General features: G+C 62.2%; 20 protein-coding genes. 2 read left to right on the top strand and 18 right to left on the bottom strand.

Features of this window, described 5'->3' with window-relative positions:
* Nucleotides 1–2: 2 nt before the first annotated feature.
* The 18 genes from DBZ32_RS08365 to DBZ32_RS08280 all read right to left on the bottom strand — a co-directional run bounded on the left by DBZ32_RS08365 (nucleotide 3) and on the right by DBZ32_RS08280 (nucleotide 22,683).
* A complete protein-coding gene (locus DBZ32_RS08365; protein WP_119166680.1) occupies nucleotides 3–368 on the bottom strand; it encodes an EamA family transporter in 366 nt (121 codons plus the stop codon).
* Nucleotides 369–403: 35 nt separating this feature from the next.
* Nucleotides 404–1,462 carry a glycosyltransferase family 2 protein gene (locus tag DBZ32_RS08360; RefSeq protein WP_162906637.1) on the bottom strand — a complete coding sequence of 353 codons (1,059 nt, stop codon included), beginning with the start codon at nucleotides 1,460–1,462 and terminating at the stop codon, nucleotides 404–406.
* A 232-nt stretch (nucleotides 1,463–1,694) separates the two neighbouring features.
* Nucleotides 1,695–3,323, bottom strand: a complete 1,629-nt coding sequence (locus DBZ32_RS08355; protein WP_162906636.1) for a glycoside hydrolase family protein — start codon at nucleotides 3,321–3,323, stop codon at nucleotides 1,695–1,697.
* Nucleotides 3,324–3,392: 69 nt separating this feature from the next.
* Nucleotides 3,393–5,432: a hypothetical protein gene (locus DBZ32_RS08350; RefSeq protein WP_162906635.1), complete on the bottom strand. Its 2,040-nt coding sequence runs from the start codon at nucleotides 5,430–5,432 to the stop codon at nucleotides 3,393–3,395.
* Between the two features lie 69 nt (nucleotides 5,433–5,501).
* Nucleotides 5,502–7,658 (bottom strand): bi-domain-containing oxidoreductase, encoded by a 2,157-nt coding sequence (locus tag DBZ32_RS08345; RefSeq protein WP_119166676.1) that lies wholly within the window; start codon nucleotides 7,656–7,658, stop codon nucleotides 5,502–5,504.
* Nucleotides 7,655–9,601: an asparagine synthase (glutamine-hydrolyzing) gene (asnB, locus tag DBZ32_RS08340; protein WP_119166675.1), complete on the bottom strand. Its 1,947-nt coding sequence runs from the start codon at nucleotides 9,599–9,601 to the stop codon at nucleotides 7,655–7,657. The genes DBZ32_RS08345 and asnB overlap by 4 nt, the downstream gene beginning before the upstream one ends.
* Nucleotides 9,602–9,605: 4 nt before the next feature.
* A complete protein-coding gene (gene wecB / locus DBZ32_RS08335; protein WP_235830103.1) occupies nucleotides 9,606–10,724 on the bottom strand; it encodes a non-hydrolyzing UDP-N-acetylglucosamine 2-epimerase in 1,119 nt (372 codons plus the stop codon).
* Nucleotides 10,725–11,063: 339 nt separating this feature from the next.
* Nucleotides 11,064–11,993, bottom strand: a complete 930-nt coding sequence (locus DBZ32_RS08330; protein WP_119166674.1) for an HAD-IIA family hydrolase — start codon at nucleotides 11,991–11,993, stop codon at nucleotides 11,064–11,066.
* Nucleotides 11,994–12,039: 46 nt separating this feature from the next.
* On the bottom strand, nucleotides 12,040–12,858 hold the full coding sequence (locus tag DBZ32_RS08325) for a TIGR01459 family HAD-type hydrolase (protein WP_119166673.1): 819 nt from the start codon (nucleotides 12,856–12,858) through the stop codon (nucleotides 12,040–12,042).
* Nucleotides 12,855–14,138 (bottom strand): FGGY-family carbohydrate kinase, encoded by a 1,284-nt coding sequence (locus DBZ32_RS08320; protein ID WP_235830102.1) that lies wholly within the window; start codon nucleotides 14,136–14,138, stop codon nucleotides 12,855–12,857. Before DBZ32_RS08320 ends, DBZ32_RS08325 begins: the two co-directional genes overlap by 4 nt.
* 11 nt (nucleotides 14,139–14,149) lie before the next feature.
* Entirely contained in the window at nucleotides 14,150–15,229 is a 1,080-nt protein-coding gene (locus DBZ32_RS08315) for a class II aldolase/adducin family protein (protein ID WP_235830101.1), read from the bottom strand.
* Nucleotides 15,226–16,290, bottom strand: a complete 1,065-nt coding sequence (locus DBZ32_RS08310; protein ID WP_119166671.1) for an ABC transporter ATP-binding protein — start codon at nucleotides 16,288–16,290, stop codon at nucleotides 15,226–15,228. The genes DBZ32_RS08315 and DBZ32_RS08310 overlap by 4 nt, the downstream gene beginning before the upstream one ends.
* A gap of 26 nt (nucleotides 16,291–16,316) precedes the next feature.
* Complete coding sequence (locus DBZ32_RS08305) at nucleotides 16,317–17,042, bottom strand: SDR family oxidoreductase (protein WP_119166670.1); 726 nt, start codon at nucleotides 17,040–17,042, stop codon at nucleotides 16,317–16,319.
* Nucleotides 17,043–17,177: 135 nt separating this feature from the next.
* On the bottom strand, nucleotides 17,178–18,671 hold the full coding sequence (locus DBZ32_RS08300; protein ID WP_119166669.1) for an ABC transporter substrate-binding protein: 1,494 nt from the start codon (nucleotides 18,669–18,671) through the stop codon (nucleotides 17,178–17,180).
* A gap of 43 nt (nucleotides 18,672–18,714) precedes the next feature.
* Complete coding sequence (locus DBZ32_RS08295; protein ID WP_208539155.1) at nucleotides 18,715–19,593, bottom strand: carbohydrate ABC transporter permease; 879 nt, start codon at nucleotides 19,591–19,593, stop codon at nucleotides 18,715–18,717.
* Nucleotides 19,590–20,534 carry a carbohydrate ABC transporter permease gene (locus DBZ32_RS08290; protein WP_119166668.1) on the bottom strand — a complete coding sequence of 315 codons (945 nt, stop codon included), beginning with the start codon at nucleotides 20,532–20,534 and terminating at the stop codon, nucleotides 19,590–19,592. The genes DBZ32_RS08295 and DBZ32_RS08290 overlap by 4 nt, the downstream gene beginning before the upstream one ends.
* Before the next feature lie 13 nt (nucleotides 20,535–20,547).
* Complete coding sequence (locus DBZ32_RS08285) at nucleotides 20,548–21,261, bottom strand: class II aldolase/adducin family protein (protein WP_119166667.1); 714 nt, start codon at nucleotides 21,259–21,261, stop codon at nucleotides 20,548–20,550.
* Between the two features lie 45 nt (nucleotides 21,262–21,306).
* Nucleotides 21,307–22,683, bottom strand: coding sequence for an iron-containing alcohol dehydrogenase (locus DBZ32_RS08280; RefSeq protein WP_119166666.1), 1,377 nt, complete (start codon nucleotides 22,681–22,683; stop codon nucleotides 21,307–21,309).
* 106 nt (nucleotides 22,684–22,789) lie between these two features.
* On the opposite strand from DBZ32_RS08280, the gene DBZ32_RS08275 reads away from it, so the two are divergent.
* Nucleotides 22,790–23,797, top strand: a complete 1,008-nt coding sequence (locus DBZ32_RS08275) for a sugar-binding transcriptional regulator (protein ID WP_162906634.1) — start codon at nucleotides 22,790–22,792, stop codon at nucleotides 23,795–23,797.
* A complete protein-coding gene (locus DBZ32_RS08270; RefSeq protein ID WP_119166664.1) occupies nucleotides 23,794–25,272 on the top strand; it encodes a xylulokinase in 1,479 nt (492 codons plus the stop codon). Before DBZ32_RS08275 ends, DBZ32_RS08270 begins: the two co-directional genes overlap by 4 nt.
* Nucleotides 25,273–25,433: the final 161 nt, after the last annotated feature.

Here is a 25,433-nt window from a genome sequence, read left to right as displayed (position 1 = left end):
CTTTAACTGCGGCTAACCAGCGCAATCCCGATGACGATAGCGGCAATGCCAATACCGCGCGTCAACCCAATTTGCTCGCGCAGTAACAGGCCCGACAGCAGGACGGTCAATACTATGATTAGTCCGCCAGCGATTGGGGCTCCGCGCGACAAGTCCACAAGCCTAAGCCCGTAGACGTAGATTGCGAAGCCGCCAGCGGCCAGCCCTCCCCCTATCCAGATGTAAGGTTGGCTGAGGGCGTGCAGCGCGAACTGGAATATGCCGCCGGAGAAGCCATCGCCTTCCATGCGGGTGCTAACGAGCTTGAACACGATCTGGCCGCCGGCGAGGAATAAGGCGGAGCAGAAGACCAGGAGCAGTCCATACATCAGGCAGATCCCTTACTTGTCGCCTCGCCGCCGTCTCAGCCGTTTGTGTCAGCAGAGCGGGTGTGCGCGCCGTCGCTTCGCGGCGGAGTCACGCGTTGTGCCGGAGAATCTAGGACGAGGGAGGTCGGACGTTCCAGAGAGCGTGCAATCTCCCTCTGCTCACCCCGCAATCGCCAGATCTCCTTCTGTAGCTCACGGCCCTGGTAGGCCACCACGCCGATGCCGATCATCATGAAGGCAAAGAGAAAGACCACCGCTGACAGCACAGCCAAGTTGATCGATGGTGCCTCGTTGAAGAGATTGATCACGGCTGCGCCGAGCAAGACTACGCTAACCGCCGCAACGAACAGTCCAAGCGGAATAATGTAGCGGAAGGGAGAGGCGGCGATTGCGAAGACAAGATGCGTGCGCATCAGCTTCGGGATCTTCGAGGAGGACTTGCGCTTGCCACTCTCGGGTTTGGCGAAGCGGTGATCCTTCCACTCGAGGACAGCCGGTATTTCGCTGATCTTGAAGTCGAAGGCCTGAGCCTTTCGCGCAACCTCCAGATGGAACTCCTTCTCGGGTTCGTCGATCACCAGCTCCAGGAAACGCTCGCGCCGATAGGCCCTGGTCATGCCGGTGTACATGGTGATCTCCCGGCTGTTCCCGATACGCAGCAGCGCGTTGCCCAGCCGGCTGATCCAGACCCGCTTGGCGGGCACGTTCCGGTAACCGCCGCCCGGCAGATTGGGAGAGGCGATCACCATGTCCAACTCGGGCCGCCGGCGCAATTCGGCGACCAGACGCTCAACAATGTCGTCGCCCCAGGAACAGTCGATTTCTGTCGTGACCACGACATCTCCCCGCGCTGCCTCGATCCCGGTCTTCAGGGCAAAACCGCGGCCACGGTTGCGCGCGTAGCCGATCGCCCGCAGGGCGGGGAACTCCTTTGCGATGGGCTGCAACAAGTCGCGCGAACCATCGCGCGATCCGTCGTCGACCAGGATCAGCTCCCAAGGCTCTTCAAGTTGGGCCAACTGATCGAGCATGTGTCGCGTGGCGCCTTCGATGATCGCGGCTTCGTTGTAGAATGGACAGATGACGGAAATCACACGCCCCTCCAACAGGCGGTCGCTTTTGTGTGCCAGACGGGGGACGGCCGGCCAGACGCCGCGACTTGGACTTGGCGGCTGATCGACGACTGCCTTGAGGCACGCAGCGACGCTGGATCCACAATCACCGTGCGGATCGCGGTGCGGATGCTGAAATTCAGTTTTCGCACGGTGGGGCATAGCCGATTTGCGCGGTCGGCGGCCAGCAGAGATTCCGTCACGGTGTCACTGCTCACTCGAACTCCCACACCAGGCGCGTTGTCACCGGCTGACCGGCGGATAAGGCCCGCAGATCGGGCGACCGCTCCATGCGAGGTGGCGCGGTCAGCAGGTCGGATGGCTGATAGTAGCGTGCTGACCCCATATGGATGCTGGCGAAGTTCTCGCCGCGGCCAAGCTCATCCACCCGCAGCGGCCCCTCAGGTACCAAGCAGTCCTCGATTACCAGCCGACCGGTGCTCAGCATGATGCGTCGTCTCATCCTCAGTGGCACAGGTCGCTTGCGGCTGACTAAAACCTTCACGAGCAGAGCCTTCACTCGGTAGGCAATAGTCTGCGATCGGCCCAGGAGCAAGCAAAACAGGCGAAACGCCATGAACAGCCAAGGTGTCATGAGGCGCTGGTTCACCCGCACAAATCCGCTTTCGAGCGACAGCTCTTCGCTGCCTAACGTCAGCGCTATGCCGCGGTCGAACAGCTGACTGCTCGCGACCCCCTTGCCTAAGCGCACCCACCACCCGCAATCGCTGGCGGCCAAGCGGGCCGCATCGCCGGTCCGCCGAAACAGTTTGACGACACCCCCTTTGCTCCCCCCGACGACCATGAAGTTCGGTCCCTCCGCAAGGACGAACAACCCGGCGTCGGGAAAACTCCAGCGGCCCTCGGTCTGACAAGGCAGGACAGAGACCTTCCGACGCGTGGTCAGCGCGGCATCTCTGTCACTGCCGACTAACGCTTCGGCCGCGGCCAGACAGTTGTTCAGCATCGGTAGAAGGTTGTAAGCGTCCATTGCTGCCAGTCCGACGCAAATCTGCCGCTCTACGGACGCTCGCATAAACTGGGCGATAGAGGCTGCATCGTCACAGACCGGAGCCAGAATTTCGAAACCTGCCGGGAAGTAGAAAGCCGTGTTGCGACTACCGTACTCTCCGCCGAGGCTGCCGTCCGGATGGATGAAATGCTTTAGGAACGCGACTGACTTCTTGAGACTCTCCAGCAGTTGATCGTCGCCGGTCAGTTGCCAGATGCGGGCAAGATAGAAGGTGCCATGCGTCTGATAGCCCGGGTCGGCGCCGCCATACTCCTCATACCAGCCTTCCTTCGATTGATGGGCGTAGATTCGCTGCAGGAAATGCCGCGCCCGTGTCGTGTAGCCTTCATCACCCGTGATCTTTGCGATGACCGTCAGCGCCGCGGCGGCGGCAGCCAAGTGGTTGGACAGCACACCATGCGTTTCGTCGTTGCGGCGAAGCCAATCCCCGGCCTTCCGGAAGCAGTCAACGAGTCGAACGCGCTCGGCCGCCTCAAGCTGATCCTGCAGGATGCAATAGGCCTCACCGACGTAGAAGCCGGTGAAGGCCGTCGCTGCAAGGCTGTGTTCGTAGGGATAGGCTTCATCGAAGGAGCCATCCGGGTATTGCAGGCTCGCCCAGTTCGCGAAGATCGCCTTTGCCCAGCTCAAGGCACGCGGATGCTCGAACAGCGGATTGGCGGGCTGCCGGAGCCGATAGAGCTTGGCGAGGCTGTAGGCCGCTTCCTGAAAGCGGGCGCCGGGGAAATCCGTAAACTTCCAAGCCCAGTAGGTGCGATCGAGCGAGCCGTAGCTTTTGGAGAAGGGTTCCCGGTCGAGGCGCGAAATCAATCGCGGAATCTGGTCGAGTACCGGTGCGAGATAGGGGGGGGGGACAAGGTTCATGCGTCTGCACTTTCCCTATCCGTCTGGAAGACAGGTCGGATCGAGATCTTCGATTCGGATTAATACCGGTTCAGTATAAAAAGACGGGGGTCCATCATTTTCTGTGAAAGTTGCATATATTTTATCTTTTCCACAGGTATAACGTTTATAGGTTAAAACCCATTTTGCACGATCGTCAATATTCATGACATCAGTTATTTTCTGCCGGATAGCAACGACATGCTGCCAAGTCCGCTCGTCAATTTCTCCTGAGTCGGTGATTACTTTATCGTAGCTGTAAGGCTGCAAGCGAGATAGGAATTCGTCCAAATGCGAAGGCATGTATAGCAAGAAATGCCCTTCATAACTGTCCAGATAGGCACCGCGCCAAGGTGACGGGCTAAGCCACAATCCCTCCGCCCGCAAAGGCTTCAGAACCACCCGATCTTCGGGTGACGTATGCTCGTCGAGAAATCTCTTGATCCATGGAACGCGCTTACCATCCGTGATCAGCTTCGCCCAACGCTCAGTGGGCTCTTTGACAGGGAGGCGCGTAGCCACTTCAGCCGTAGCAAATAGGGCGAGAACCGTAACGAGTATCGACGACGGAAGAGTCGCAGAGCGCAGAAGTGCCCCGCGCGCCATGACCACTGACTTCACCTTCGCCAGCGCGCTCGCAGCCAGCCCCTCTAACCGATATAGAAGTTCGGCAAGGACCCAAACGCCCATCACCAAGGCGTACCCATGGTATGCGGGCGTTTGGAAAACCCAGGCACAGCTCATGGCCAGCGCGGCGACTGCGAGAGCCATCATGAAGCGGGCAAGCAGGCCCCATCGCCAAGTGACGGTTCGTTCCATGACAACCAAGGCCAGGGCAGCAACGACAGGTAGCAAAGTATCCGCTCTTACATAGTCGTCACGCGGCAGAACAAGAAACAGCGAATGAGGATCGGACTCCTCAAACAATGTTGACTTGAAAAAAACCATAGTTAATCCCAGAAAAAACCACGACAATACAAATCTATTATTTGAAATGTTGAGCATCGCAACGATAATTGCGAGATAAGACAGATGCAACCCAATAGAGTTGGCCCTGTGATTCAAAGCCATTTGCGCAATCAAGGAGCTCTGTATAACAGAGGTGAAAAACATTTGAATTAGATAGGCCGAAAAACAAAACAACAGCATCGATGCAATCAGCCTGTTTTTCAAACTCTTCCAATCGACAGCAACAATAAGAAGTGCCGCCAGCAAGAAAGTGAGCATATGGCCTGCCACGTGCGGAATACCGCGTGACAAGGGAAAGGCCAAGTTGTTGAGTTGGCGGAGCAACCCCCACCAGGTCTCTGTATCAGGAAGACTAAAAGTATTCCGATCACTATGGAGAGCATACAACAAGAAAAACGGCGCGCTAGCGATAAAGTACGCGACAACACAAGATATGATCGCTGACCGGCCTGCTTTTGTAGTGGGCGGCGCGCTCAGAATTAACGAAAACCCCAGCGCAGCCATCGCAAACAAGCCAAAAGTCGGATGGATGCAGGTGATCACTCCGGAAATCGCGCCTGCCAACACCACGCGCCCGGAAAGGAGAGCCGCCAGAGCCCAAAAGACCAAGCTTATGGAAAGCGACGATGATATGACACGAATATCGAAGAACAAAGAAATTTGAGATGTCAGAATCACACATAAGAATAAAATGCTGGCAGATTTACTTCCGGTCGCCACGTAACTCAGCGCCAAGATACTGAATGTCAATATAAATGTTTGTAAGGAATATAATATTATAAAAATATATTCTGAGGAACGGTCACCCACCGAGATTTCATTCAACAGTATCTGAAATGGCACAACACTCGAAATTTTATTCGCAACTGGAACGTAGATTGAATGATCGAAAATGACACTATTTCTTATTATTTCAACAAAGCTGAGAATATCGCTTTTTCGAATGTCGAGCGCTCCCGAAATGGGACCGGCATCCGATCCAGTCGCGGACAGTGCGAGCACCAGCGCTAGAATGCTGGCGACAATCGGAAAAATGGCAGCTCTTCCCTTCAAAATGATACCGTTCACGACGTCTTTCCGCTCCTATGATTCAATCTGCTGTAAACGGAGGCATCTGTCCGCGTTTCGATAGCTCATTCAGCTCACCTCAACACCCCCACCTCGCCTCAGCGACTCCTGGATTGCGAAGGTCGCCGTCGTGGTCGCCAGAAGGTCATCGAAGGCGATCGCAGGATCCCCGGTTCGGATGGCGTCGACAAAGGCTTGAAGCTCCTGCGCGTGGCCCTTCTCGGCCTCGAACAGAGCCCGTTTCGAAACCTTGCGTCCGGCGCCCTGGACGCGCAGCTTGCGCCAGTTATCGATAACGGCCGTCATACCGCCGCCGAAGACTTCCAGCCGCTCCTTCGGAAAGCTTGGATCGCCGTTCGAAACGTAGGCGATCGAGCCGACCGAACCGTCGGAAAAACTCAGACTGACGGTCAGGCAGTCCGGGTCGGCCGGCAGAGCTTGACCGGTCTGCGCGGCGAGCGCATGCACCTCTATCGGCGACGCGCCCGTCAGGTACTGCATCACGTCGATGAAGTGACAGACCTCACCGACGATCCGGCCGCCGCCGACCTCGGCATCCTGGTGCCAGTGGCCTGCCGGAATCGGGCCAGCATTGATCCGGTATGTCATCACCAGCGGCGCGCCGGAAAGAGCCTCTTTGAGCGTGCGCGACATCGGCGAGAAGCGCCGGTTGAAGCCGATCAGGAGCTGCCTGCCGACGCCTTGGTAGGCGGCAGCAACCGTCTCCAACTCATCTCGGCTCAAGACCAGAGGTTTCTCGACGAAAACATGCTTACCGGCCCTAAGGGCATCGCTTACCATCGAAGCGTGCTGGTCATGACGGGTGGCGATCAAAACCGCGTCCACGGCCTCGTCCTGCAGCAGCTCCCGGTAATCAGACGTACAGGTCTGCGCTCCATACTTCTGCGCGACGGCACGGGCCGTCAGGCCGCTGCCGGTGGCGAAGCTCTGGAAGCGCACGCCCGCAACAGCCTTTAGCCGAGGCAGTAGAACCCCCTGGGCGAACTGGCCGGCTCCGATGACTCCGAAGCGGATCTCTCCATCCGGTGCGCGCGCGGAAAGCTTGGCTTCGGTCAGCGGCACGGCGGTTGGCTGGACGCGCTGCGGATCGTACTCCAGCAGGATACCGATATAGGGATCCATGGATTCGCCGAGCAGGTGACCATAGGCGGTCTCAGCCTTGGCTATGGCGTAGCGGTGGGTCAACAGCGGCTCGGTCCGCAGCCGCCCATCGGCGACCAGTTGCAGGAAAGCGGCCATGTTGCGATTCTCGGTCCAGCGGACGTAGCCAAGCGGATAGTCCTGCCCCTTCTCCTCGTAGGCCGGGTCGTAGCGTCCGGGCCCGTAAGAGCGTGACAGGCGGATATCGATCTCCTTGTCGTAGTAAGCACGGCGGGGCAGGTCCATTCCGACCTCGCCGACCGCAACGACCCGTGCGCGATCGCGTGCAAGCTCGGCGGCCTGGACCATTGGCTGGCTACTCTTCGTTGCGGCGGTGACCAGGACCGCATCGGTGCCTCTGCCGCCCGTAAAGGTGAGCACTTGGTCCGTCAATTCTCTTCCCGGGGCGGCTGCCGCCTGCGCGCCGAGCTGCCGGGCGAGTTCCAGCTTTTCATGTTGAGGGTCGATACCGAATACCCGGCAACCGGCAGCCAGACAGATCTGCACGGTAAGCTGCCCAACGAGTCCCAATCCGACGACAACGACGCTCTCTCCAAGGGTCAGCTCGGCTTGACGTACCCCGTGCATGGCGATTGCCCCAACGGTGACAAAGGCAGCCTCGGCGAAGCTGACGCCTTCGGGGATCGGCGTGCAGAGGTTGCGCGGAACAAAGATGACTTCGGCATGGTTGGCGTAGCCAAGACCTGCGCAGGCGACCTGCATGCCGGGCTGAATATCGGTAACACCGGCGCCGACCGCCGTTACCACTCCGGCGCAGGAGTAACCGAGTGGCAAGGGCGCACTGACCAAGTTGTTGACGATACGCGCCGTGCCAAGCAGTCCCTCCTGCCCGGCTTTCGCCAGCACCTTCTTGACCAAATCGGGGCGAGTCCGCGCCTTCTGCAGCGGATTCATCTTAGCCAGCTCGATCACCGCCTTCTCGGTACCGGCGCTTATCAGAGAGGCCGCATTGGCCACCAACACACCACCCGGCTTAAGGGCGGGCGGTGGAACCTCCGCAACTTCCATCGCACCGGTTTTGAAGTTCTGGAGAACGGCTCTCATCTGGCAGGTGTCCAATCGAGATGGCGTGGCGGCGGCGATGGTGGTCCGACATCCCAGCCGCTCTCGTTTTCGATGAAGATCCTGAACCACAGCTCCAGTGCAAGCAGGGAAAAAACCTGCTTGCCGTATAGGAATTCGCCCTCACTGACGCTGCTGCGCAAATGCCGGACTTCTTCCCATTGAAACAATCCGCGACGCTTCACGCTGTCTTCGCTTAGCAGTTCGTCGCTAAGTTTAGCCAGAGGTCCTTGTCGCAGATAGTTATCGACGGGAATGTAGAAGGCTGCCTTCTTGCGGCGGTCCAGGTGCGGCAGGCGGCGGTGCAGGTAGTTCCGCAGGATCGCCTTGTTGCCGACCCGACCGAGTTTCAGATGCCTTGGCACGGTGGCGAGGAACTCCACCAGTTTGTGATCCATGAAGGGGACTCGGCCTTCAACGGAGTTCGCCATGGTCATCTTGTCCTGCTTGCACAGGATATCGTCCGGCAACCAGTGCGCATATTGTTGACGCAGAATGCGCTCAAGATCCTGCGCCCCGGCTGCGAGAGCCGTCGCATCTCCGGCCGGCTCAGGCCGATCGGGCCACAGACGCTTCAGGTCGTCAGAGTCGAAAAGCGAGATCAGGAAGCGGTAACGCGCATCAAGATCGCCGGTCTCTATCACCTTGAGGTATTCGAGCAGCCGCTGCTTGCCCTTACCTCCGAGACTGCCGGGATAGTCGAACAGGCGGTCGAGCAAAGCCGGTGGGGCCAAGCCGGCGCCGAAACGGCCCAAGGCCCGCAGCGGCGCGGGAACGGTCCGTCGGTAAAGCGCGGTACGATCAAGCACCTTGTGCATGAAGTAACCGGCCATGGTCTCGTCGGCCCCCTCGCCCGTCAGCACCACGGTCACATCCTCGCGGGCGCGCTTCGAGAGCAGGAACATGGGCATGACGATGGCGTCGCCGACCGGCTCATCAAGGTGCCAGACCAGTTGCGGCAGCTGCGCGAAGTCCTCGGCTTGACAAAGCACCTCGGTGTGATTGCAGGCGAGTTTCCGAGCAGTTTCGCGAGCGCCCTCCAACTCGTCGCCCTGCCAGTCGAAGCCGACGGAGAAGCTGCGCACGGGCGAGTCCGCCCGCCCGGACATCGAGGCGGCGATAGCGCCGGAATCGAGACCCCCGCTAAGGAATGTGCCGAGCGGAACGTCGCTGATCATGCGCAGCCGTACGCTTTCGTTGAAAAGCTCGTCGAAACGCTCCTGATACTCGCCGTCAGGACGCACTGCACTGTCCGGCGCAAGCCCTTCCAGTCCCCAGTAGCGCTGCCAGCGCAGCTCGCCATTGTCCCAAAGCAACCAGTGAGCAGGCGGGAACTTCTCTATATCGGCAAACAGGCTGCGGGGGCCGGGGACGTAGCGCAGGGTCAGGTAGTCCGCCAGGGCCGCGGGCTCAGGCTCGCGCGGCACTGCGGGATGCTCCAGCAGTGCCTTGATTTCGGAGCCGAACACCAGTTCGCGGCCAGCCTGATACAGGTAGAGCGGTTTGATACCCAATCGGTCTCGGGCAATAAACAGGCGGTTGCGCCGGGTATCAGCGATCGCAAAGGTGAACATCCCCCGTAGCGCGCTGACGCAATCCGGACCGTCACGCTCGAACAGGCGGAGGATGACTTCGGTATCGCTCTGGGTACGGAACCGACGCCCCTCCGCCTCGAGCTCACGGCGGAGTTCCCGGTAGTTGTAGATTTCGCCATTGAAGACGATGGATAGCGTCGCGTCGTCATTGAAGATCGGCTGGTGACCATGGGCGATGTCGATGATCGACAGGCGCCGCATCCCAATGGCGATTTCCCCGGCGATCAGCGTCCCGCTGTCGTCGGGACCCCGATGACGGATGCTGTCCAGCATCCGCTCAAGGACAAGGGCCTCTGTGCGAAGGCCGACGGCGCCGGCGATCCCGCACATCGTCTCAGCAGCTCAATAGGTCTGCGAGGTGCGACGCCGCGCGTTCGGCGGTGCGCCCGTCCCAGAGTTCGGGCACGTCGCCCGTTCCGGTGTGGTCCGAGAGCGCGCGCTCGGCAGCGGCAATCAGGTCGCTGCGCGCGACTAGCCTGTTGGTTCCGACGGAAACGGTGATCGGACGCTCGGTGTTCGGCCGCAGAGTGATACAGGGAATGCCGAGATACGTCGTCTCTTCCTGCAGCCCCCCGGAATCGGTGATGACGAGACGGGCCCGGAAAACGCGTGCCATGAAGTCGATGTAACCGAGTGGCGCGATCACTTCGATGCCCGGCGCGGCGTCCAACGCCTCCATCATCCCAAACTCACGCAAGCGACCGGCCGTCCGAGGATGCACGGGGAAGGTCAACTTTAGATGTCGGGACAGTTTCACGAGCGCCGATACGATCTCTCCCAGAGCCTCGTGGGTATCCACGTTCGCAGGGCGATGCAAGGTCACGAGCCCGAATTCATGCTGCTCACCAGGTGCCATTGCTGCTTCGATCCTCGACCGCATCGTCTCAAGCGTATCAATCATGATATTGCCGATTCGCACGATGGCGCTCTCAGTCATTCCCTCGCGCCGCAGGTTATCGTCGGCATCAGCCGACGGAGTCCAAAAGACATCCGCGATCGAGTCGGTCAGAACCCGGTTGATCTCTTCCGGCATGCTGCGATCGAACGAGCGAAGACCGGCTTCAAGATGGATGACCTGCAGGCCGAGTTTCTTCGCCGTTACAGCGCAGGCCATCGTGGAGTTCACGTCGCCGGGCACGACCACCCAGTCCGGCCGCTCCTCCAGGCAAGCCGCTTCGTAGGCGGTCATGACGCCAGCCGTCTGCTGTGCGTGACTGCCACTCCCAACCTCCAGATGTATGTCGGGTTCGGGCAGACCGAGCTCCCGCAGGAAAGACCCGGACATGGCATCGTCGTAGTGCTGGCCGGTATGAACCAGGCGCAGACGGCAGATTCCGGCGGCCGACAGAGCCCGATACAAAGGCGAGATCTTCATGAAGTTCGGACGCGCCGCGATAACAAGATCGACCAAAGCCGGCTCGAAACTGCGCCCGGTTCGAAAAATTTTATTCACTACCAAGCTCACTCCGGCATCTGGAGAACTGCTATACAGGGATTACGACCTGCAATACACACCAAAACAACAGAAGCCAATGCTGTTGTTTTCAAAGACCCCACCTCCCGATGGCGCGCTCTCGTGGGGCGGCTGCAATTCCATTGTTCCGTGCATTACGAAGATCGCAATCGAAACGCCCCCGCGGCCATTTAAGATGAGGCCAGGAGAGGCGCCGGGATCGGAACTGCCTACACTTCTATCCGATTGTTCACAGTAGCGGCGGGCGACATTCGGCGACAGGGGTGAACCGAACACCTTACGAAGCTTCGTATGAGCGCAGACTGACGTCCACTGCCCTCAGGTTGTTCGGCAGACGATGTCCGGAACGATACCGGAGCGTGCAACGTAGGTCTCCGCGGCTCGTCCGGCGAACAGGCCGTGGTCGGTGATCAGAATAGCAGTAAAGCCAGCAGCACGGCCCCCCAGAATATCGGTGTGCAAGGTGTCGCCTACCATCGCCACGCGTAGGCTCTTGACCTCCGGACACCGCCTTTCGATCGCCGCGAAGGCATTGGCGTAAGGCTTGCCGAAGAACTCTGGAACCACGGTAGTACGGTCGGCGATGGCATGCGCCCACCAGCCGGGCTCCAGGGTCAGGCCGTTTTCGCGCGGCGCGACCAGATCGGGGTTGCCGACGAGCAAAGGTCGAGGATGGTCCGTCAAGGCCGTGACGAGAGCGCTTTGCCGGTCTGCCGTCCAGTTCGCACTCGACAGCAACAGAAATCCGTCGGCCCGCTCGAACAGACTCGGGTCTTCCTCGAGATTTTCGATACGCCCAGTCAGGTCCGACAGGTCCGGAGCCGGCCCGCTCGCAGCCGCCCAGAGCCCGCCATCGGCCAAGTTCGCGAGGGCCGACGATGTCACATCGCGGCTCGACACCACTTCCTCCGGTGTAAAGTCGAAGCCGAAGCTGCGGTATTTGGCAAGCGCGACGGAGCGCGGATAGCTGGCTGCATTGGTCAGCACGAAGAGCCGTTTGCCAGCCGCTCTCAGGGCTGCGATTCGTTCGACGGCCCCGGGAATTGCGCGGTCGCCGACGTTCAAGACGCCAAAGGCATCCAGTATGAAAACATCGAACGAGTCGGCGATTGCGCCGAGATCGCGAACCCGCCGGCTGTCCGCTGCGAAGTGGGCTTGGGGCAGGCGCACGCGAATTGCTTCGTAGCGATCGAAGGCTGTGTCTACGTCGGTGGTTGGAACTGTAAACGGCTCGATCTGCGCCGCCATCGGGTCGGGCTCCTAACTTCTGGACTGAGGTCTGAACTGGCCGTTGCTACCACGCGAAGATCGGTGCGACGAAGTCGGGCAGGGCGCCGTCGAAAGATGCGCTGGCCTGCACACCCCCTTCAATCAGCAGGGTTGCCAGGCCAAGCGCGGAAGCCCCGGTGACGTCGTGCTCGCAGCTGTCGCCGACCATGAGAGTGCGCGTCGGAAGAGGCCGCCCGAGTGCCTCCAGAGAGGCCTCGAAGATCGGGGCATGCGGCTTACCGATTATCTCGATCGGCCCGCCGGACTCCGCATAGGCTTTCGCCAGAAGGCCGGGACCCGGTGCCGGCTTGCCGTCTGCATAGATCGTCCGGTCTGGATTGGCGCAGATACAGGGAACGCCGCGCCGCGCCAAAGTCTGCAGCGTTGCAAGTTCGCCCTCCGGCGTCTCTTTCTGCGGATCGCGTCCGGCGATCAAGACGAGCGCTGCCTCGTCGGCGCAGGTGGCGCGCCTCACAGGTAGACCTTCGAGTGGAGAGCCCTCGTTGCTGCTGGCAATCACATAGACGGAGGCTCCGGCAGCCAACTGGCCGCTGGCGAGCTGTGCTGTCAGGTGCTCGCGGCACAGCTCACCCGAGGTGACGACGGCGTCGAAATGGTCCGGGTCGAAGCCGAGGACAGCCAGACGAGCGCTGTTTGCCTCTGCCCTCTTGCCGGAGTTGGAGAGTACCGCCAAGCGCAGTCCGGCCGCCCGAAGCCGTGCGACCGCATCCTTTGCGGCAGGGAAGGCCGCCCGGCCGTCGTGCAGCACCCCGAACTGATCGAGGAGAATGGCGTCGAACCGCTCCGCAATCTCGCCGACACCTGAGAGGCTCTCGGGAATCATCTGTCGGTCCCAGGTGCAGTGACAAGCGCCGCACGCGCCAGCTGTGCCACGCCTACCGCGGCCTCTTCGGACTCGGCAGGAAGCGCTTTGGCGGCAAGCATGCGTTCCCGAATCGCGCTCCAGACCGTGTTTCTGGCGCCTCCGCCAACGCTGCGCAAGCGCGCGAGCGGCGGTGCGCCAAGCCCAGCCAGCCGGCGGTAGCCTGTCGCCTCGATGCGGGCGATTCCTTCCAGCAGTCCCTTGAGGAACAGGGCGTCGTCGTCTGGTCGGGGATCGACACGCGGGGAGAGCTCCGGGTCGGCAAGCGGGAAGCGTTCGCCGGCTTGCGGTAAGGGGTAGTAGTCGAGACCGGAGTCGCAATCCGGATCGATCCGTGCCGACAAGTCCGTGATCTCCTGCGCGGTGAAGTGATTTGCCAAGGCGCCGCCCCCGGAGTTCGAGGCACCACCGGCAAGCCAGTAGGTCCCGATGCGATGGCTGTAGATTCCGCAGTCGGGGTCGAAGATCGGCTCATGGGACAGAAGTTTAAGGGTCAAGGTCGTACCGAGCGCCGTGACGCCGTCGCCGGGACGGTCGGCGCCGGTTGCGAAGAAAGATGCACAGCCGTCGGTCATGCCGGCGACCACAATGGCACTCGAAGGCAGACCGTAGCGCGTGGCCGCCTCCGCCGTCACGATGCCCGCCTGCGCTCCGGCTGGCATCACCTTGGGTAATAGATCGGGTGCGATCAGTGCGTCGAGCCAGATGGGCCAACACCGCAGAAGCGGGTCGTAGCCGGTTTTCAGGGCGTTGGACTCGTCGCTGATCCAGGGACAGCCAGACAGGAGGCCAGCGACCCAGTCTGCTTGATGGACGATGCGCCGAGTTCCGGGGTTGGCGGCCAGAGCCATCGCGCGCGCCAAGCCCGAACTCGAACCATGCGCCGCGCTGGTCCGGGGTGCAACCTCCGCGATCGCGGCTGGAATCCCTGGGCCCTCAACTCTGTCGTTGTAGAGCAGTGCGTTACCAAGCGGCGCGCCGTCCGCGTCGAGCGCCAGCACCGTACCGGAGGTTCCGTCGACCGAGACGGCGCCGGCCCGCGAGCGCAACAGAGGATCCAACCCTGCCAACGCCGCTGCTAAGGTCCGCTCCCAAACCGCGGGATCGCGCAGGTCGCTGCCGTTATCGGCCATCCAGGCGGCCGAGAAGCCGGCCAACGCTCCGTTCGAATCGATCAAAGCCGCGCGGACGCCGGAAGTTCCGACGTCGATACCGAGTGCCAGGCGATCTGACTTTTGCACCGGCTCTCGCTTCATCCTTGCGACGGTGCCAAGCTGAGTCCGTGCCGATACTTCTCCGCATCCCAACCCAAGAGCTCCGCCACCTCCGCTGGAGCCAGCGCCTGTACCGATGCCTCCGGAGGTACCCGTGCGATGACGTCGCCGAGACCGCGTGCCATGGCCTCGGCGGCCGGCGAGGCATCGCGCCGGATGGCTGCCCCCACACCCGGCAGCAGGACGAGTGTCGGTGCCTGTCCGTCCCGGGTCAGTCGATCGGCTGCCGTTTCCAAGTCCTCGTTCTCATCGGCAATGCGAAGGTCCGGCTCGAGAAAGACAACATGATCCGGAAAGAAGGGCCCGCGCGCTGCCAGGGCAAGGTGCCGGGGCGAGCGCGCCACAGCCTGAAGGGCAGCGGCTTCAACCGGTCGGTAGCGAGAGCTGAATAGGGCATTCGGACTGTCGGGTCCGGTTGCCTCTGCCGCCAGTGGCGGTGCCACGGCGCGCTCCAACCGTCCCGAGACGTCGAACAGCAGAGCTTCGGCTCCGCCCGGACTGTCGCCCGCAACGATCAGGCCATGGTTTCCCAGAACGGCGACGGGGCGATCCGGACTCGCCTCCGCCATAAGCGCCTGCGCGAGCGGCAGACCCGGCATCACGTAAGGTAAGATGATGGGATTCAGATCGGCCAATTCCCGGCGCAGGATTGCGGTGCCGTCCTCCCGAATCGCGAGCGCGATGGTGGCAACGCAATGGGTATGCAGTACGACTCGCTGCGGCATCGCGGCATGCAGAGTGGTCTCGATGGAGGGGCGCAAGCCCTTCGGTGCCCCGGGTGGCGCGACGAACGCGGCGGCTTCCGGCTCACCGCCCGCAGCCAACTCGGCAGCGAGGTCCGCCGCCCGCACGGGCACCATGATGTCCTTCGTCCCGGCGTCGGCAAGCCAGGTGCCGGAAGCTTTTACCCACATGGCACCTCCGCCCTTGAGCGAGGTGTTGCCGCCGGCGCCCTGAACCTGAAGTGGATCGCTCCCGATCCGGACTGAAAGGTCGCGCAGGCGGGCGAAGTCGGCGCTGTCGCGCAGCGCTTGGAATGGATTTCCTGTGGATGTCACAGACGTTGTCCGCTGACTGGGTCGAACAGGTGGAGATTCTCCGGCGCCACTGCGAGACGCACTCGGTCGCCGGCGCTCACTTTAGCATCGCGCGGCGCCGTTGCGATGAAGTCTTGCCCCGCGACGGTCATATGAAGTTGCAGATCGGGTCCGGTTTTCTCCGCCAAGATCAAATGACCTTCGACACTGCCGTCCGAGTCCAGCATCAGGTCGGCGGGCCGCATCCCGCAGACGACCTGATGACCAGGCGTCACCGAGACACTGGTCGGGAGTCCGAGATGCATGCCTTCGGCGACGAAGGTGGGGGCATTTCCGTTCGCCTCCACCGTGCCCTCCACGAAATTCATGGCCGGCGACCCTATGAAGTCGGCTGCAAAGCGGCTGACCGGTCGGTCGTAAAGCTCGTCCGGTGAGCCAACCTGTTCGATCTCTCCGCCCCGCATCAGCACGATCTTGTCCGCCATGGTCATGGCCTCGATCTGGTCATGAGTGACGTAGATCGTCGTGGTCCCGAGGCGGTCGTGCAACTGCCGGATCTCGAAGCGCATCTGGGCGCGCAGCTTCGCATCCAAATTGGAGAGTGGTTCGTCGAACAGAAAGACCTTCGCGTCCCGCACCATGGCGCGTGCCATCGCGACCCGCTGTCGCTGTCCGCCAGACAGTTCCCGAGGATAGCGGTTGAGGTGCTCCGTTAAGCCGACGAGCGCTGCAGCGTCCTCGGCGCGCCGTCGTCGCTCCACCTTCGGTACGGAGCGGATTTCGAGTGAGAAGGAGATGTTTTCCGCGACGGTCATGGTGGGATAGAGCGCGTAGTTCTGAAAGACCATCGCGATGTCCCGGTCGCGCGGCGGAACGTCGTTGACCCGTAGATCGTCGATTAAGAGGTCTCCGGCTGTGACGGTTTCGAGCCCAGCGGTCATGCGCAGCAGCGTGGTCTTGCCGCAGCCGGACGCACCCAGCAGAACCGCGAATTCGCCGTCTGCGATGCTGAGGTTAAGGTCGTGCATGACCGCGAACGAGCCGTAGCTCTTGGCTATGTTGCGGTATTCGACGGTGGCCATCGAAGCGGTTCCTTTGAAAAGTCTGTCTAGTAGACTTGGCGTGTCGGCGTAAGACAGATCTCCTGCACGAGCGTATTCTGCGGTAGACGGTATGCGTCGAGGATAAGCTGAGCCACGATATCAGCGCCGATGCCGCCGCCCATCTTGGCTTTGTTGGCTTTGTAATCCGCAAGAGTTCGTTCATCGGTGACCGAATTCAGCACTTCCGTTTCGATCACCCCGGGCGAGACGACGAGGACACGCACATCGTGCACCGAGAGATAGGCGCGCAGGGATTCCGAAACGGCATGCACGAAGAACTTGGTGCCGCAATAAACTGTGTGATCGGGGTAAACCTTGCGCCCGGCGATCGAGCTCATCATGACCAGCGTGCCGCCGCGACGCGCGATCATGCCGGCCATCACGGCGTGAACGCTGTTCATCACGCCCTTCGTATTGATGTCGATCATCTCGTCCCACTCGGCCGGGTCCTGACGGCCGATGTCGGCCAGTCGTGCGATGCCCGCATTGGCGAACATCATGTCGACCGGTCCGAACTGCGCTTCGGCTTCCGCGACGGCCGCGGCGATGGCGGCGCGGTCGCAGACGTCGACTTGGCGGCAGATCGCATTCGGCAGGTTCAGAGCCTCCATCCGGTCGAGACGGCGCGCCATCAGCAGCAGCGGGTGCCCGTCGGCTGAAAAGGCCCGGGCGGTGGCCTCTCCAATGCCCGACGAGGCACCGGTGATCGCCACGAGGGGTTTGTCTGTCATTTCGGCTTTCTTTCCCGCTTGTGTCGGGCGAAGGGGGGGCGCGCGGAGCCGGTTGCAACCGGCTCCGCGCGGCTCACTACTCCAGTCGGTCCGCCGTCCGGCAGCGGCGGCGTTCCTGCGGCTCCCTCCGAACGCTTAGCCGCCGACGATCCGGTCGACGGCCTGGGCGACGTCATCCATCGCCTCCTTAGCCGAGCCGTAGTCCCCGGCGAAGTATTTGCCGAGACGTACCGGGATCGTATCGTTCGCCAGTTCGGCCCACTCCGGCAGATCCGGCTCGGACCCCATGTCGTTTGCGATGGTCTCGCGCACGACATCGAGGTGGCGGGTCGTGCCCGGTCCCACCCGGCGGTTTGCGATGATACGCGGATCGTCATAAACCGAACCGCGGGTTGGGCCGGTGCCACCGCCCAGGGCGGTGATGAGTACCTGCGTATCGTAGCTGGTGGCCCACTGCATGAAGATCCAAGCGGCATCCGGATTCTTCGAGTTCTGCGAAACCGCGAGCGACGAACCGCCCTGGTGGCCGACGCCGGGGATCTCACCGAAGCCCGTCTGTTCGACTGTGCGCAACGGATGCTTGGGCGGCGGGCAGCGCACCGCCTCCATCAGTCCCGAGACTTTGGTGGCGCTGGGATCGTCGAAGTAGGGGAAGAACTCGCCCCAGCTCATCATGGAGGCCGCCACGCCCTGCGCAATCGACTGACCCTGTCCGTCCCATGTCCAACCGGTCACGCCAGGGGGCATGGTCTCGTAGAGCCGGCGCCAGTACTCCATTGCCTCGAGGCCGCGCTCGTCGTGGCCGGCAAACTTGCCGTCCGCGTCGAAGATCGATCCGCCGTGGCCCCAGAGCCAGGCTGTCCAGTCGCACTCCAGGCTGTAGTGGCCGGATTTCATCTGGCCGGTCGCGCCGTAGAGCTCGCCGGCTTCGGTGACCGCCTTCGCCTGCTCGTAGTACTCTTCCAGCGACGAAGGCGCTGCGAAGCCCATCTCCTCCCAGATATCGCGGCGGTACATCATGATGAAGATGGGTATGTCGTAGGGCACGCCGACCATCCGGTCCTCGTAGCGGGCGATGCCGTCGACCAGGGCCGGCAGGAAATCGTCGAAATTCCAGTCGGGCATGGCGAGGTCGGGTTTATCCGCCATCTGCTCGCGCGGATCGAAGACGTCTTGCGCCGTGAAGGCAGCCCAGGATTGGTCGATGTAGTAGAGATCGTAAGTCCCGAGCTGGCTGGCGATGTCGAGCGTCAGCTTCTGCAGGACCTGCTCCAGCGGCAGCACTTCGATCTCGACTCTCATGCCCGAGGCTTCTTCGAAGAAGGGCTTAAGCTGACTGTTGATGGCGTTCGACGGCGGCGTCGACTCGGTGGCGAGTTTGAGCGTCGTGCCGCGGAAGGGCGTGGAGACGTCGCGCACCCAATCGAGCACTTCCTGGTTCGGCCGCAGTTCCTCGCTCTGTGCGAAGGCCGGTTTGCCGCCGAAGGGCCTTGTCATTCCGAGTCCGAGGGCGCCGATCCCGAGGCCGAGGTGGCTGGCGTCGCGCAGGAAGTCGCGGCGGCTGATTTCGCGCCGGACGTAACGATCAGTCAGGCGGGCTACGTAACGTTTCCTATCGCTGTCTCGCATTGGTGTTTCCTCCCAGTTGATGAGTGCCATTGTCCCATGGCGATTATTGTTTCAACGAGCCGAGGGTCAGGCCGCGGACCAGTTGTTTTTGAACAAGAAGAATGAAGATGAAGGCGGGCACCATGGCTGCGGCGCCGAGGGCGGCCATGTTGCCCCAGGCCGTCCCAGTCGAGGTGACGAAGCTCGAAGAGACGACGGGCACGGTTTTCAGCCCCGTCTGCGTCAGGGTCAGGACGAAGACGAACTCCGTCCAGGAGAAAATGAAGCAGAGCACGGCCGTTGCGGCGATGCCGCCCTTCGCCATCGGCAAGATGACGCGACGGAAGATCAGCCAGCGGGAGGCGCCGTCGATGATCGCGCTCTCGTCGATCTCCTTGGGAATGTCGTCGAAGAAACTCTTCATCAGCAGAACCGCCAAAGGCAGGTTCATGACAGCGTGGATCAGGATGATGCCGCTGTAGCTGTCCAGCAGCCCGACGTCCTTGTAGATGAAGAACAGGGGGATCGCGACGGCGACCGGCGGCATCATCCGAGTCGAGAGCACCCAGCTGACGAACAGGTGACGGCCACGGAAAGCCAGGCGGCTGAGCGCATAGGCCGCGAAGGTGGCGATCATGACGGAGAGCATCGTCGAGCCGATCGCGACCACGATCGAGTCCCAAAGGCGCGGTGCCATGTAGAAGTTGCCACCGCCCGGCAGAACTTCCTGCTGGCGCAGGAAGCCCAACGAGATGCCGAAGACCTCTTCGAAGTTCTTCAAGGTCGGGTCGAAAAGCCAGACGGTCGGCGGTCTGTCGAAGATATCCCGGGCATTCTTGAAAGCCGTCGTCGTCCAGTAGTAGAGCGGGAATACGAAGAGCGCGACTACGCTCCAGGCGGCTGCGATCCGCCAGCGGCGGCGGTATGTCGACTGAACGATCACCAGCGCACCTTCGCAAGCTTGATGAAGAGATTTGCGATAATGAGGATGATGGTGAGGCTGACCAGACTGATGGTCGCGCCATAGCCCCACTTCACGAAGCTGAAAGTCTGTTGCCAGGCGTAGAGGCTCAGGACATAGGTCGACGTCCCTGGCCCGCCCGAGGTCATGACGAAGACGTAGTCGAACATTCGGAAGACATCGATGCCGCGGATCAGCACGGCGACCGCGATGACCTTGGACATCAGCGGCAAGGTGATCCGGCGGAAGATCTGAAAGGGCGACGCGCCGTCGAGCATCGCCGCCTCGAAGGGCTCCGGCGGCAGCGACCGCAAGCCGGCCAGGAAGATCAGCACCATGAAGGGAGTCCACTGCCATATGTCGGCCAGCATCACCCCGATCAATGCGGTCGAGCTGGTGGAGAGGATCGGCCTCGTGCCATCGAGCAGGCCGATCGACTCCAGGATGTAGGTGATGACTCCGAACTCGGGGTCCTGCATGAGCAGAAACATCATGCCGGTAATTGCTGGCGGAACGACGAGTGTCAGGGTCAGCAAGGCCCGCAGCAGGCCAAAGCCCGGTTCGTCGCTGTCGAGCAGCAGGGCGATCGCCATCCCCAGCGCCACTTGAACGCTCAGGACGATGAAGAAGTAGGTGAAGGTGACGCCGAGCGAACCCCAGAAGCGGGTGTCCTGCCATAGGGTCCGCCAGTTATCGAGACCGACAAATTCAAGCTGCCGCCGGAAAGGCGCGTACTCGTGGAAGGACAGCCAGATATTGTAGATCAGCGGATAGATCGTGAAGAGCAGCAGCATCGCGATCAGCGGTGCCAGCCAGGGAAAGGGTGTGTCTCCGGAGAAGGGACGCAGCAGAAGGCGCAGCCAGCCGGGGTGGCGCACAAGAAGTGCGTGCTGCCCGGTCGCGGCTGACACGTTTCTGCTCATGCGACGTTTCTCATCATGCGGCCGTCTTGCTTTTCGCCTGGCTTCTCTGCCGCTTGCTCTTCGGGCGCTCCGCATCGTCCTGCAGACCGTAACCCTTGAAGGCGGCGATGGTCTCGTCGACTTCTCGATCCGTCAGGATGACACCACGCTCCATCTGAAGGCTGAGGTAGTATTGCCGCGCGATCGTCTCCAACTCGACGGCTCGCCACATCGCCTTTGCCAAGGTGTCTCCGATCGCGATCATGCCGTGGTTGGCCAGTAGACAAGCCGTACGGTCGCGCATGGCTTCGACCGCCATGGCGGACAATTCCTCCGTCCCGAAACGAGCATAGCCCGCACAGCGCACGTTATTGCCGCCGAAGGCGGCGATCATGTAGTGGCAGGCGGGAATCTCCCGTCGGGCGATGGCCAGGGTCGTGCAGTAGGTCGGATGGGCATGCACGACCGCGTGCGCGTCGTCTCGCTCTCGCAGTAGCGCATGGTGGAAGCGCCACTCTGTGGAGGGTTTGAGCGGTCCCTCCCAGGCGCCCGAAGTATCTTCGAGCGCCATTGAGGCGATCATGTCCGGCTCCAAGGCGTCGTAGGGCGTTGCCGAAGGCGAGACGAGCATCCGGTCTTCGAAGCGGGCCGAAATGTTGCCGGATGTGCCCTGGTTGATGCCGTTCACGTTCATCTCCTTGCAGCGCGCAATGATCTCGCGCCGCAGCTCCCTCTCGGCCTTCTTCATAAGATGATCCTTTCGGCGTCTCGGTCGTTTCGTTCTGTCATGGCCCTAGCCTTCCGCCGCCGCCAAGTCGTCGAGTAAACCCGCATCGCAGGCGATATCCGCGAAGGAAAAGCGGTTCCGCATTTCGTGGGCATGTCGCACGGCCTCGCGATAGAAAGCGGGGTCCAGGCCCAGCTCTGCGGCGGTCGTCGCGCCGCCGGCAGCCTCCAACTCGGCCTTCATCTGCGTGACCGGTACGGAAACTGCCAAACATTCGGCGCGCAGGCTCGGCCACAGCTCCGCCAAGCGTCTATTGAAGGCCTCCACAGCATCGGCGTCGAGCGCCTTTTTGCGATACTCCCGCGCGCACTCGGTTGCGATGGAGAGGCCCATGCGTCGGGCCATGTCAGATTCGTCGATCCGTGTCGGCGCCAGTTCCGGCGGCCTGTCTCGACATAGAATCTCCGCCTGAATGCGCGCCATGGTCAGGCTGGCGACGCCGACCTGCTGACCGTGCAGCGTGCCGGGATGGCGCTTCCCTGCGAAGCAGTCGATGTAGTGGGAAATCTGATGCTCGCCCATTGAGCCGTGATTCGAGACCTTGGTCAGTGCAACGCCCAGTCCTGATAGAACCAGGGCGCGGACCAGATATCCGACCGCCTCCACCTCGCCGCGGCCTATGCCTTCGACCCGAGCGGCCATCTCCTTGTCGTTCTCTGCCGCGACGAGGTAGGGCTCTTCCATGAAGAAGCTGTCGAGCAGGCGATGGGACATCCACCAGTCGATCCGGGCAACGGAGGAACAGAGGCAGTCGCCGAAGCCTGCCGCCGCCATTCGCGGCGGCGCCGCCGCGATGACCTCCAGGTCAAAGAAAGCTCCCTTCGGCGCGTGGGCCGGCAAGGAGATCTTCAATCCGGAGGGTAGCGCCATCGAGGCGGTGGAGGAGGTGTAGCCATCCATCGAGGCCGCCGTTGCAAAGACCGAGCAGCTGCGTCCGTCCTGCGCGGTCACGTACTTGCAGAGATCGTTGATCGTACCCGACCCGACGGCGACGACGTGCTCGACTTCCGTCAACTTGTCCTTCAGAGCTTCGGCGCTCGGCAGGTCGGCGTGCGGCCTCGGACCTAGGACAACCGCCCTGTCGTCGGCTCCGAGTGCCACGGCAACGCGGCGGCCCAGGGCTTCCCAGGTGTTTTCGTCCGCGACGACCGCCAGCCTGCCGTCGACCCCCAAGGCGCCGACAAGTTCGGCCTCGCATCCGTTCAAGCTCTCGGAAATGGCGAGGGACTGAGTGGCCGGACGCGGCGCCGGCAGGCCGGTCAGAGGACTGATCCAGCGACCCGCGACGAAGTCGTCGATCAGTGCGGTCCAGCCGCCGGCGGGCTGCAGATGATCCGCTTTGTTTGGAGCCGCTCTAATAGGTTGCGGCGCTTCGGCCGACATATTCTAATCCTCCTTGACAATTGCACGATGCCGAGCGACCCGAGGGCTGTCAATGACGATTTCCGGTGGCGCTTGACATTTGCCAATGGCCATGGTGACGGACTGTATGACCTTGCGCTCGACCTCTTCCGGCGATCCGGCGATCGAGACGCCACCCGAGTTCGGCGGCGATGCTCTGGCTTGGGCGGCCTGGCTCTACTACGGCGAGGCGCTGACGCAAAACGAGGTTGCTGGCGCGCTCGGCGTCTCGCGTGCCTCGGTCGCCAACTATCTGGCGGAAGCGCGCCGACGCGGTCTCGTGACCATCAGTCTGAGCCCCAATCTGCTGGGCAAAGTGCAGCAAGGTCAGGCACTTGCGGAGCGGTTCGGGCTGATCGGCGCCTGTGTCACGCCGCCCGAACCGGAGTGCGGCGATCCGGAGGCGCAAGCGGTGCGACTGCGCCGACGTATCGGGCGTGCTGCGGCGCAGATGCTCTCTCCCTGGCTGGTCGACGACAGAACGATTGGCGTTGCCTGGGGCCGCACCATGCTGGAGGTGGCTCAAGCGCTGCCGCAGATGACCTTGTCCCATACCAAGATCGTTCAGGTCTCTGGCAGTTCGCTCGGAGACGACGCATCCTCCCCCGAGGCTTGCACGGCCCTTTTTGCCGGGCGGCTTGGGGCGCGCTGCCAGAACTTTCATGCGCCTGCGGTGGTGACCAACAAAGAAATTTGCGACGCGCTGCTGGCCGAGCCGGGCTTGCGGCGTCACTTCGAACGATTGCGCGCGGCCGATCTCACGGTCTTCGGTGTCGGTGAACTGGGGCCGGAGACAGTCTGGTCCGACACGGATTTCTTGCCGGCTTCCGTCGTTGACAGTTATCTCGCCGCAGGCAGTTTGGCGATCCTGATCGGTCGCTTCCTCGATGCCGACGGCAGGGAGGTGGATGGCCCGCTCAGCGGGCGGCAGATCGGTATGACACTGGAGGAGCTTCCCGCGATTCCCATCCGGGTTTGCGCTGCCGGCGGGGCCGCGAAGATCAAAGCGATCCGGGCGGTTCTGGCTGGTGGCTATGCGACGCATCTGGTGACCGACGCCGATACGGCGGCAAGGCTTCTTGGCGAGGACTCATGAGCGGCGACCTGATTGTCGGACTCGACAGCTCCACACAGTCGACCAAGGCGGTCGCCTGGACCCGTGGCGGAGAGGCGGTCGCAGAGGGGCGTGCGCCAATTCCCATGGCGACACCTGCGCCCGGTTTCGCAGAGCAGGATATCGAGGACTGGTGGCGCGCGGCCTGCACCTCCTTGCATGAGTTGACGTCTGCGGTGGAACCGGCTCGGATCGCCGGCTTGGCGATCTCAAACCAGCGTGAGACCGTCGCCTTTGTCGACGAGGATCTGAAGGCGACCCGACCCGCGATTGTCTGGCTCGACGAGCGGGCGATCGATGAGATCCCGTTGTTGACAGCCGCCTTTGGTGCCGAGCGTTTGCACGCGACGAGCGGCAAGCCGCCGGACATCACGCCGGTTGTCTACCGCTTGAGCTGGCTGCGCCGGCATGAGCCGGAGGCTTTGAAGGCTGCGGGTATTCTCGACGTCCATGGGTTTCTGACCGGGCGTCTGACCGGGCGCCCGACCGCGAGCTGGACCAGCGCCGATCCCTTCGGCCTGTTCGACATCGAGGCCAAGACCTGGTCCGAAGCGGTTTTGGCGCAGCTCGATCTGTCCGAGAATCGCTTTGCCGCACTGGCGCAGCCGGGCAGTCGGATCGGTGCTGTCAACCCTGCGGCGGCCCGCGAGACGGGCCTGCTGCCCGGAACCCCGGTTTTCGCCGCGGGCGGAGACGGCCAGTGCGCCGGCCTCGGCGTCGATGCCGTCCGGCGCGGGATCGTCTATCTCAACCTCGGAACTGCCATCATCACCGGCGCCTGGTCGCCGACTCCCCGCATCGGTTGCGCCTGGCGCACCATGACGTCGCCCACCGGCCAGGGGTATTTTCTAGAGGGCTGTCAACGCGCCGGCGCCTTCTTCGTCAACTGGTTCGTCGACACCTTCGCGGGCGGTCGCGACGACCCCGGCGTCTTTGCGCGACTGGAGGCGGCCGCCACCGCGATTCCCGTGGGATCGGAAGGCGTTACCGTTTGCCCTTACCTGTCCGGCGTCATGGACCCCCATTGGAATCCGAAGGCACGAGCCGGCTTTCTCGGACTCGGAGCCGGTCACGGAATCGGGCATCTCTATCGGGCCTCGCTGGAGGCTCTGACCCTGGAGACCGCGCGCTGCGTAGCGGCGATGGCGGACGACGGTTTGGCGCCTGAGCGCATCCTGGCGGTTGGCGGCGGAGCGAACAGCGCCCTTTGGGTTCAGATGATCGCCGATGCCACCGGCCTGCCGATCGTGCTGAGCGAGAGCCTCGAAGCCTCGTCTTTGGGGGCCGCCATGTCGGCAGCTGTGGGACTAGGTTGGTTCGTCGACTTCGCTGCGGCGGCCGAAACCATGAGCCGCAGCGGCATCACCGTCGCGCCCGACCCGGCTGCTCGTGCGGCCTGGGACTCGCTCTCCGGCCGCCAGGCCGCCGCTTACCACGCAAGCTTGCCAAAGCGCTGAGCGAAGTGCCTGCGCAGATCGGCCGACCGATCGAAGAGGCCGCTCTGCAAAGGCTTGGGCTTCGACGGTCGTCGATTATCTCTGTGACCCAGCGTGAGCATCCATGAGAGGCGCTTGACACCAAAGCGCAACATGGAAAAAATTGCGTTCAACGAAAAATA

Origin of the sequence: Algihabitans albus (genome assembly GCF_003572205.1) — a bacterium.
GTDB lineage: Bacteria > Pseudomonadota > Alphaproteobacteria > Kiloniellales > DSM-21159 > Algihabitans > Algihabitans albus.
This window is presented reverse-complemented; position numbering and strand designations above follow the sequence as displayed.

Bases quoted from the DNA above. Each gene is read 5' to 3' on its own strand.
- DBZ32_RS08365 (WP_119166680.1), bottom strand. From the start codon at position 368: ATGTATGGACTGCTCCTGGTCTTCTGCTCCGCCTTATTCCTCGCCGGC.
- DBZ32_RS08345 (WP_119166676.1), bottom strand. From the start codon at position 7,658: ATGAGAGCCGTTCTCCAGAACTTCAAAACCGGTGCGATGGAAGTTGCG.
- asnB (WP_119166675.1), bottom strand. From the start codon at position 9,601: ATGTGCGGGATCGCCGGCGCCGTCGGCCTTCGCACAGAGGCCCTTGTC.
- DBZ32_RS08330 (WP_119166674.1), bottom strand. From the start codon at position 11,993: ATGGCGGCGCAGATCGAGCCGTTTACAGTTCCAACCACCGACGTAGAC.
- DBZ32_RS08325 (WP_119166673.1), bottom strand. From the start codon at position 12,858: ATGATTCCCGAGAGCCTCTCAGGTGTCGGCGAGATTGCGGAGCGGTTC.
- DBZ32_RS08310 (WP_119166671.1), bottom strand. From the start codon at position 16,290: ATGGCCACCGTCGAATACCGCAACATAGCCAAGAGCTACGGCTCGTTC.
- DBZ32_RS08305 (WP_119166670.1), bottom strand. From the start codon at position 17,042: ATGACAGACAAACCCCTCGTGGCGATCACCGGTGCCTCGTCGGGCATT.
- DBZ32_RS08300 (WP_119166669.1), bottom strand. From the start codon at position 18,671: ATGCGAGACAGCGATAGGAAACGTTACGTAGCCCGCCTGACTGATCGT.
- DBZ32_RS08290 (WP_119166668.1), bottom strand. From the start codon at position 20,534: ATGAGCAGAAACGTGTCAGCCGCGACCGGGCAGCACGCACTTCTTGTG.
- DBZ32_RS08285 (WP_119166667.1), bottom strand. From the start codon at position 21,261: ATGAAGAAGGCCGAGAGGGAGCTGCGGCGCGAGATCATTGCGCGCTGC.
- DBZ32_RS08280 (WP_119166666.1), bottom strand. From the start codon at position 22,683: ATGTCGGCCGAAGCGCCGCAACCTATTAGAGCGGCTCCAAACAAAGCG.
- DBZ32_RS08275 (WP_162906634.1), top strand. From the start codon at position 22,790: ATGACCTTGCGCTCGACCTCTTCCGGCGATCCGGCGATCGAGACGCCA.
- DBZ32_RS08270 (WP_119166664.1), top strand. From the start codon at position 23,794: ATGAGCGGCGACCTGATTGTCGGACTCGACAGCTCCACACAGTCGACC.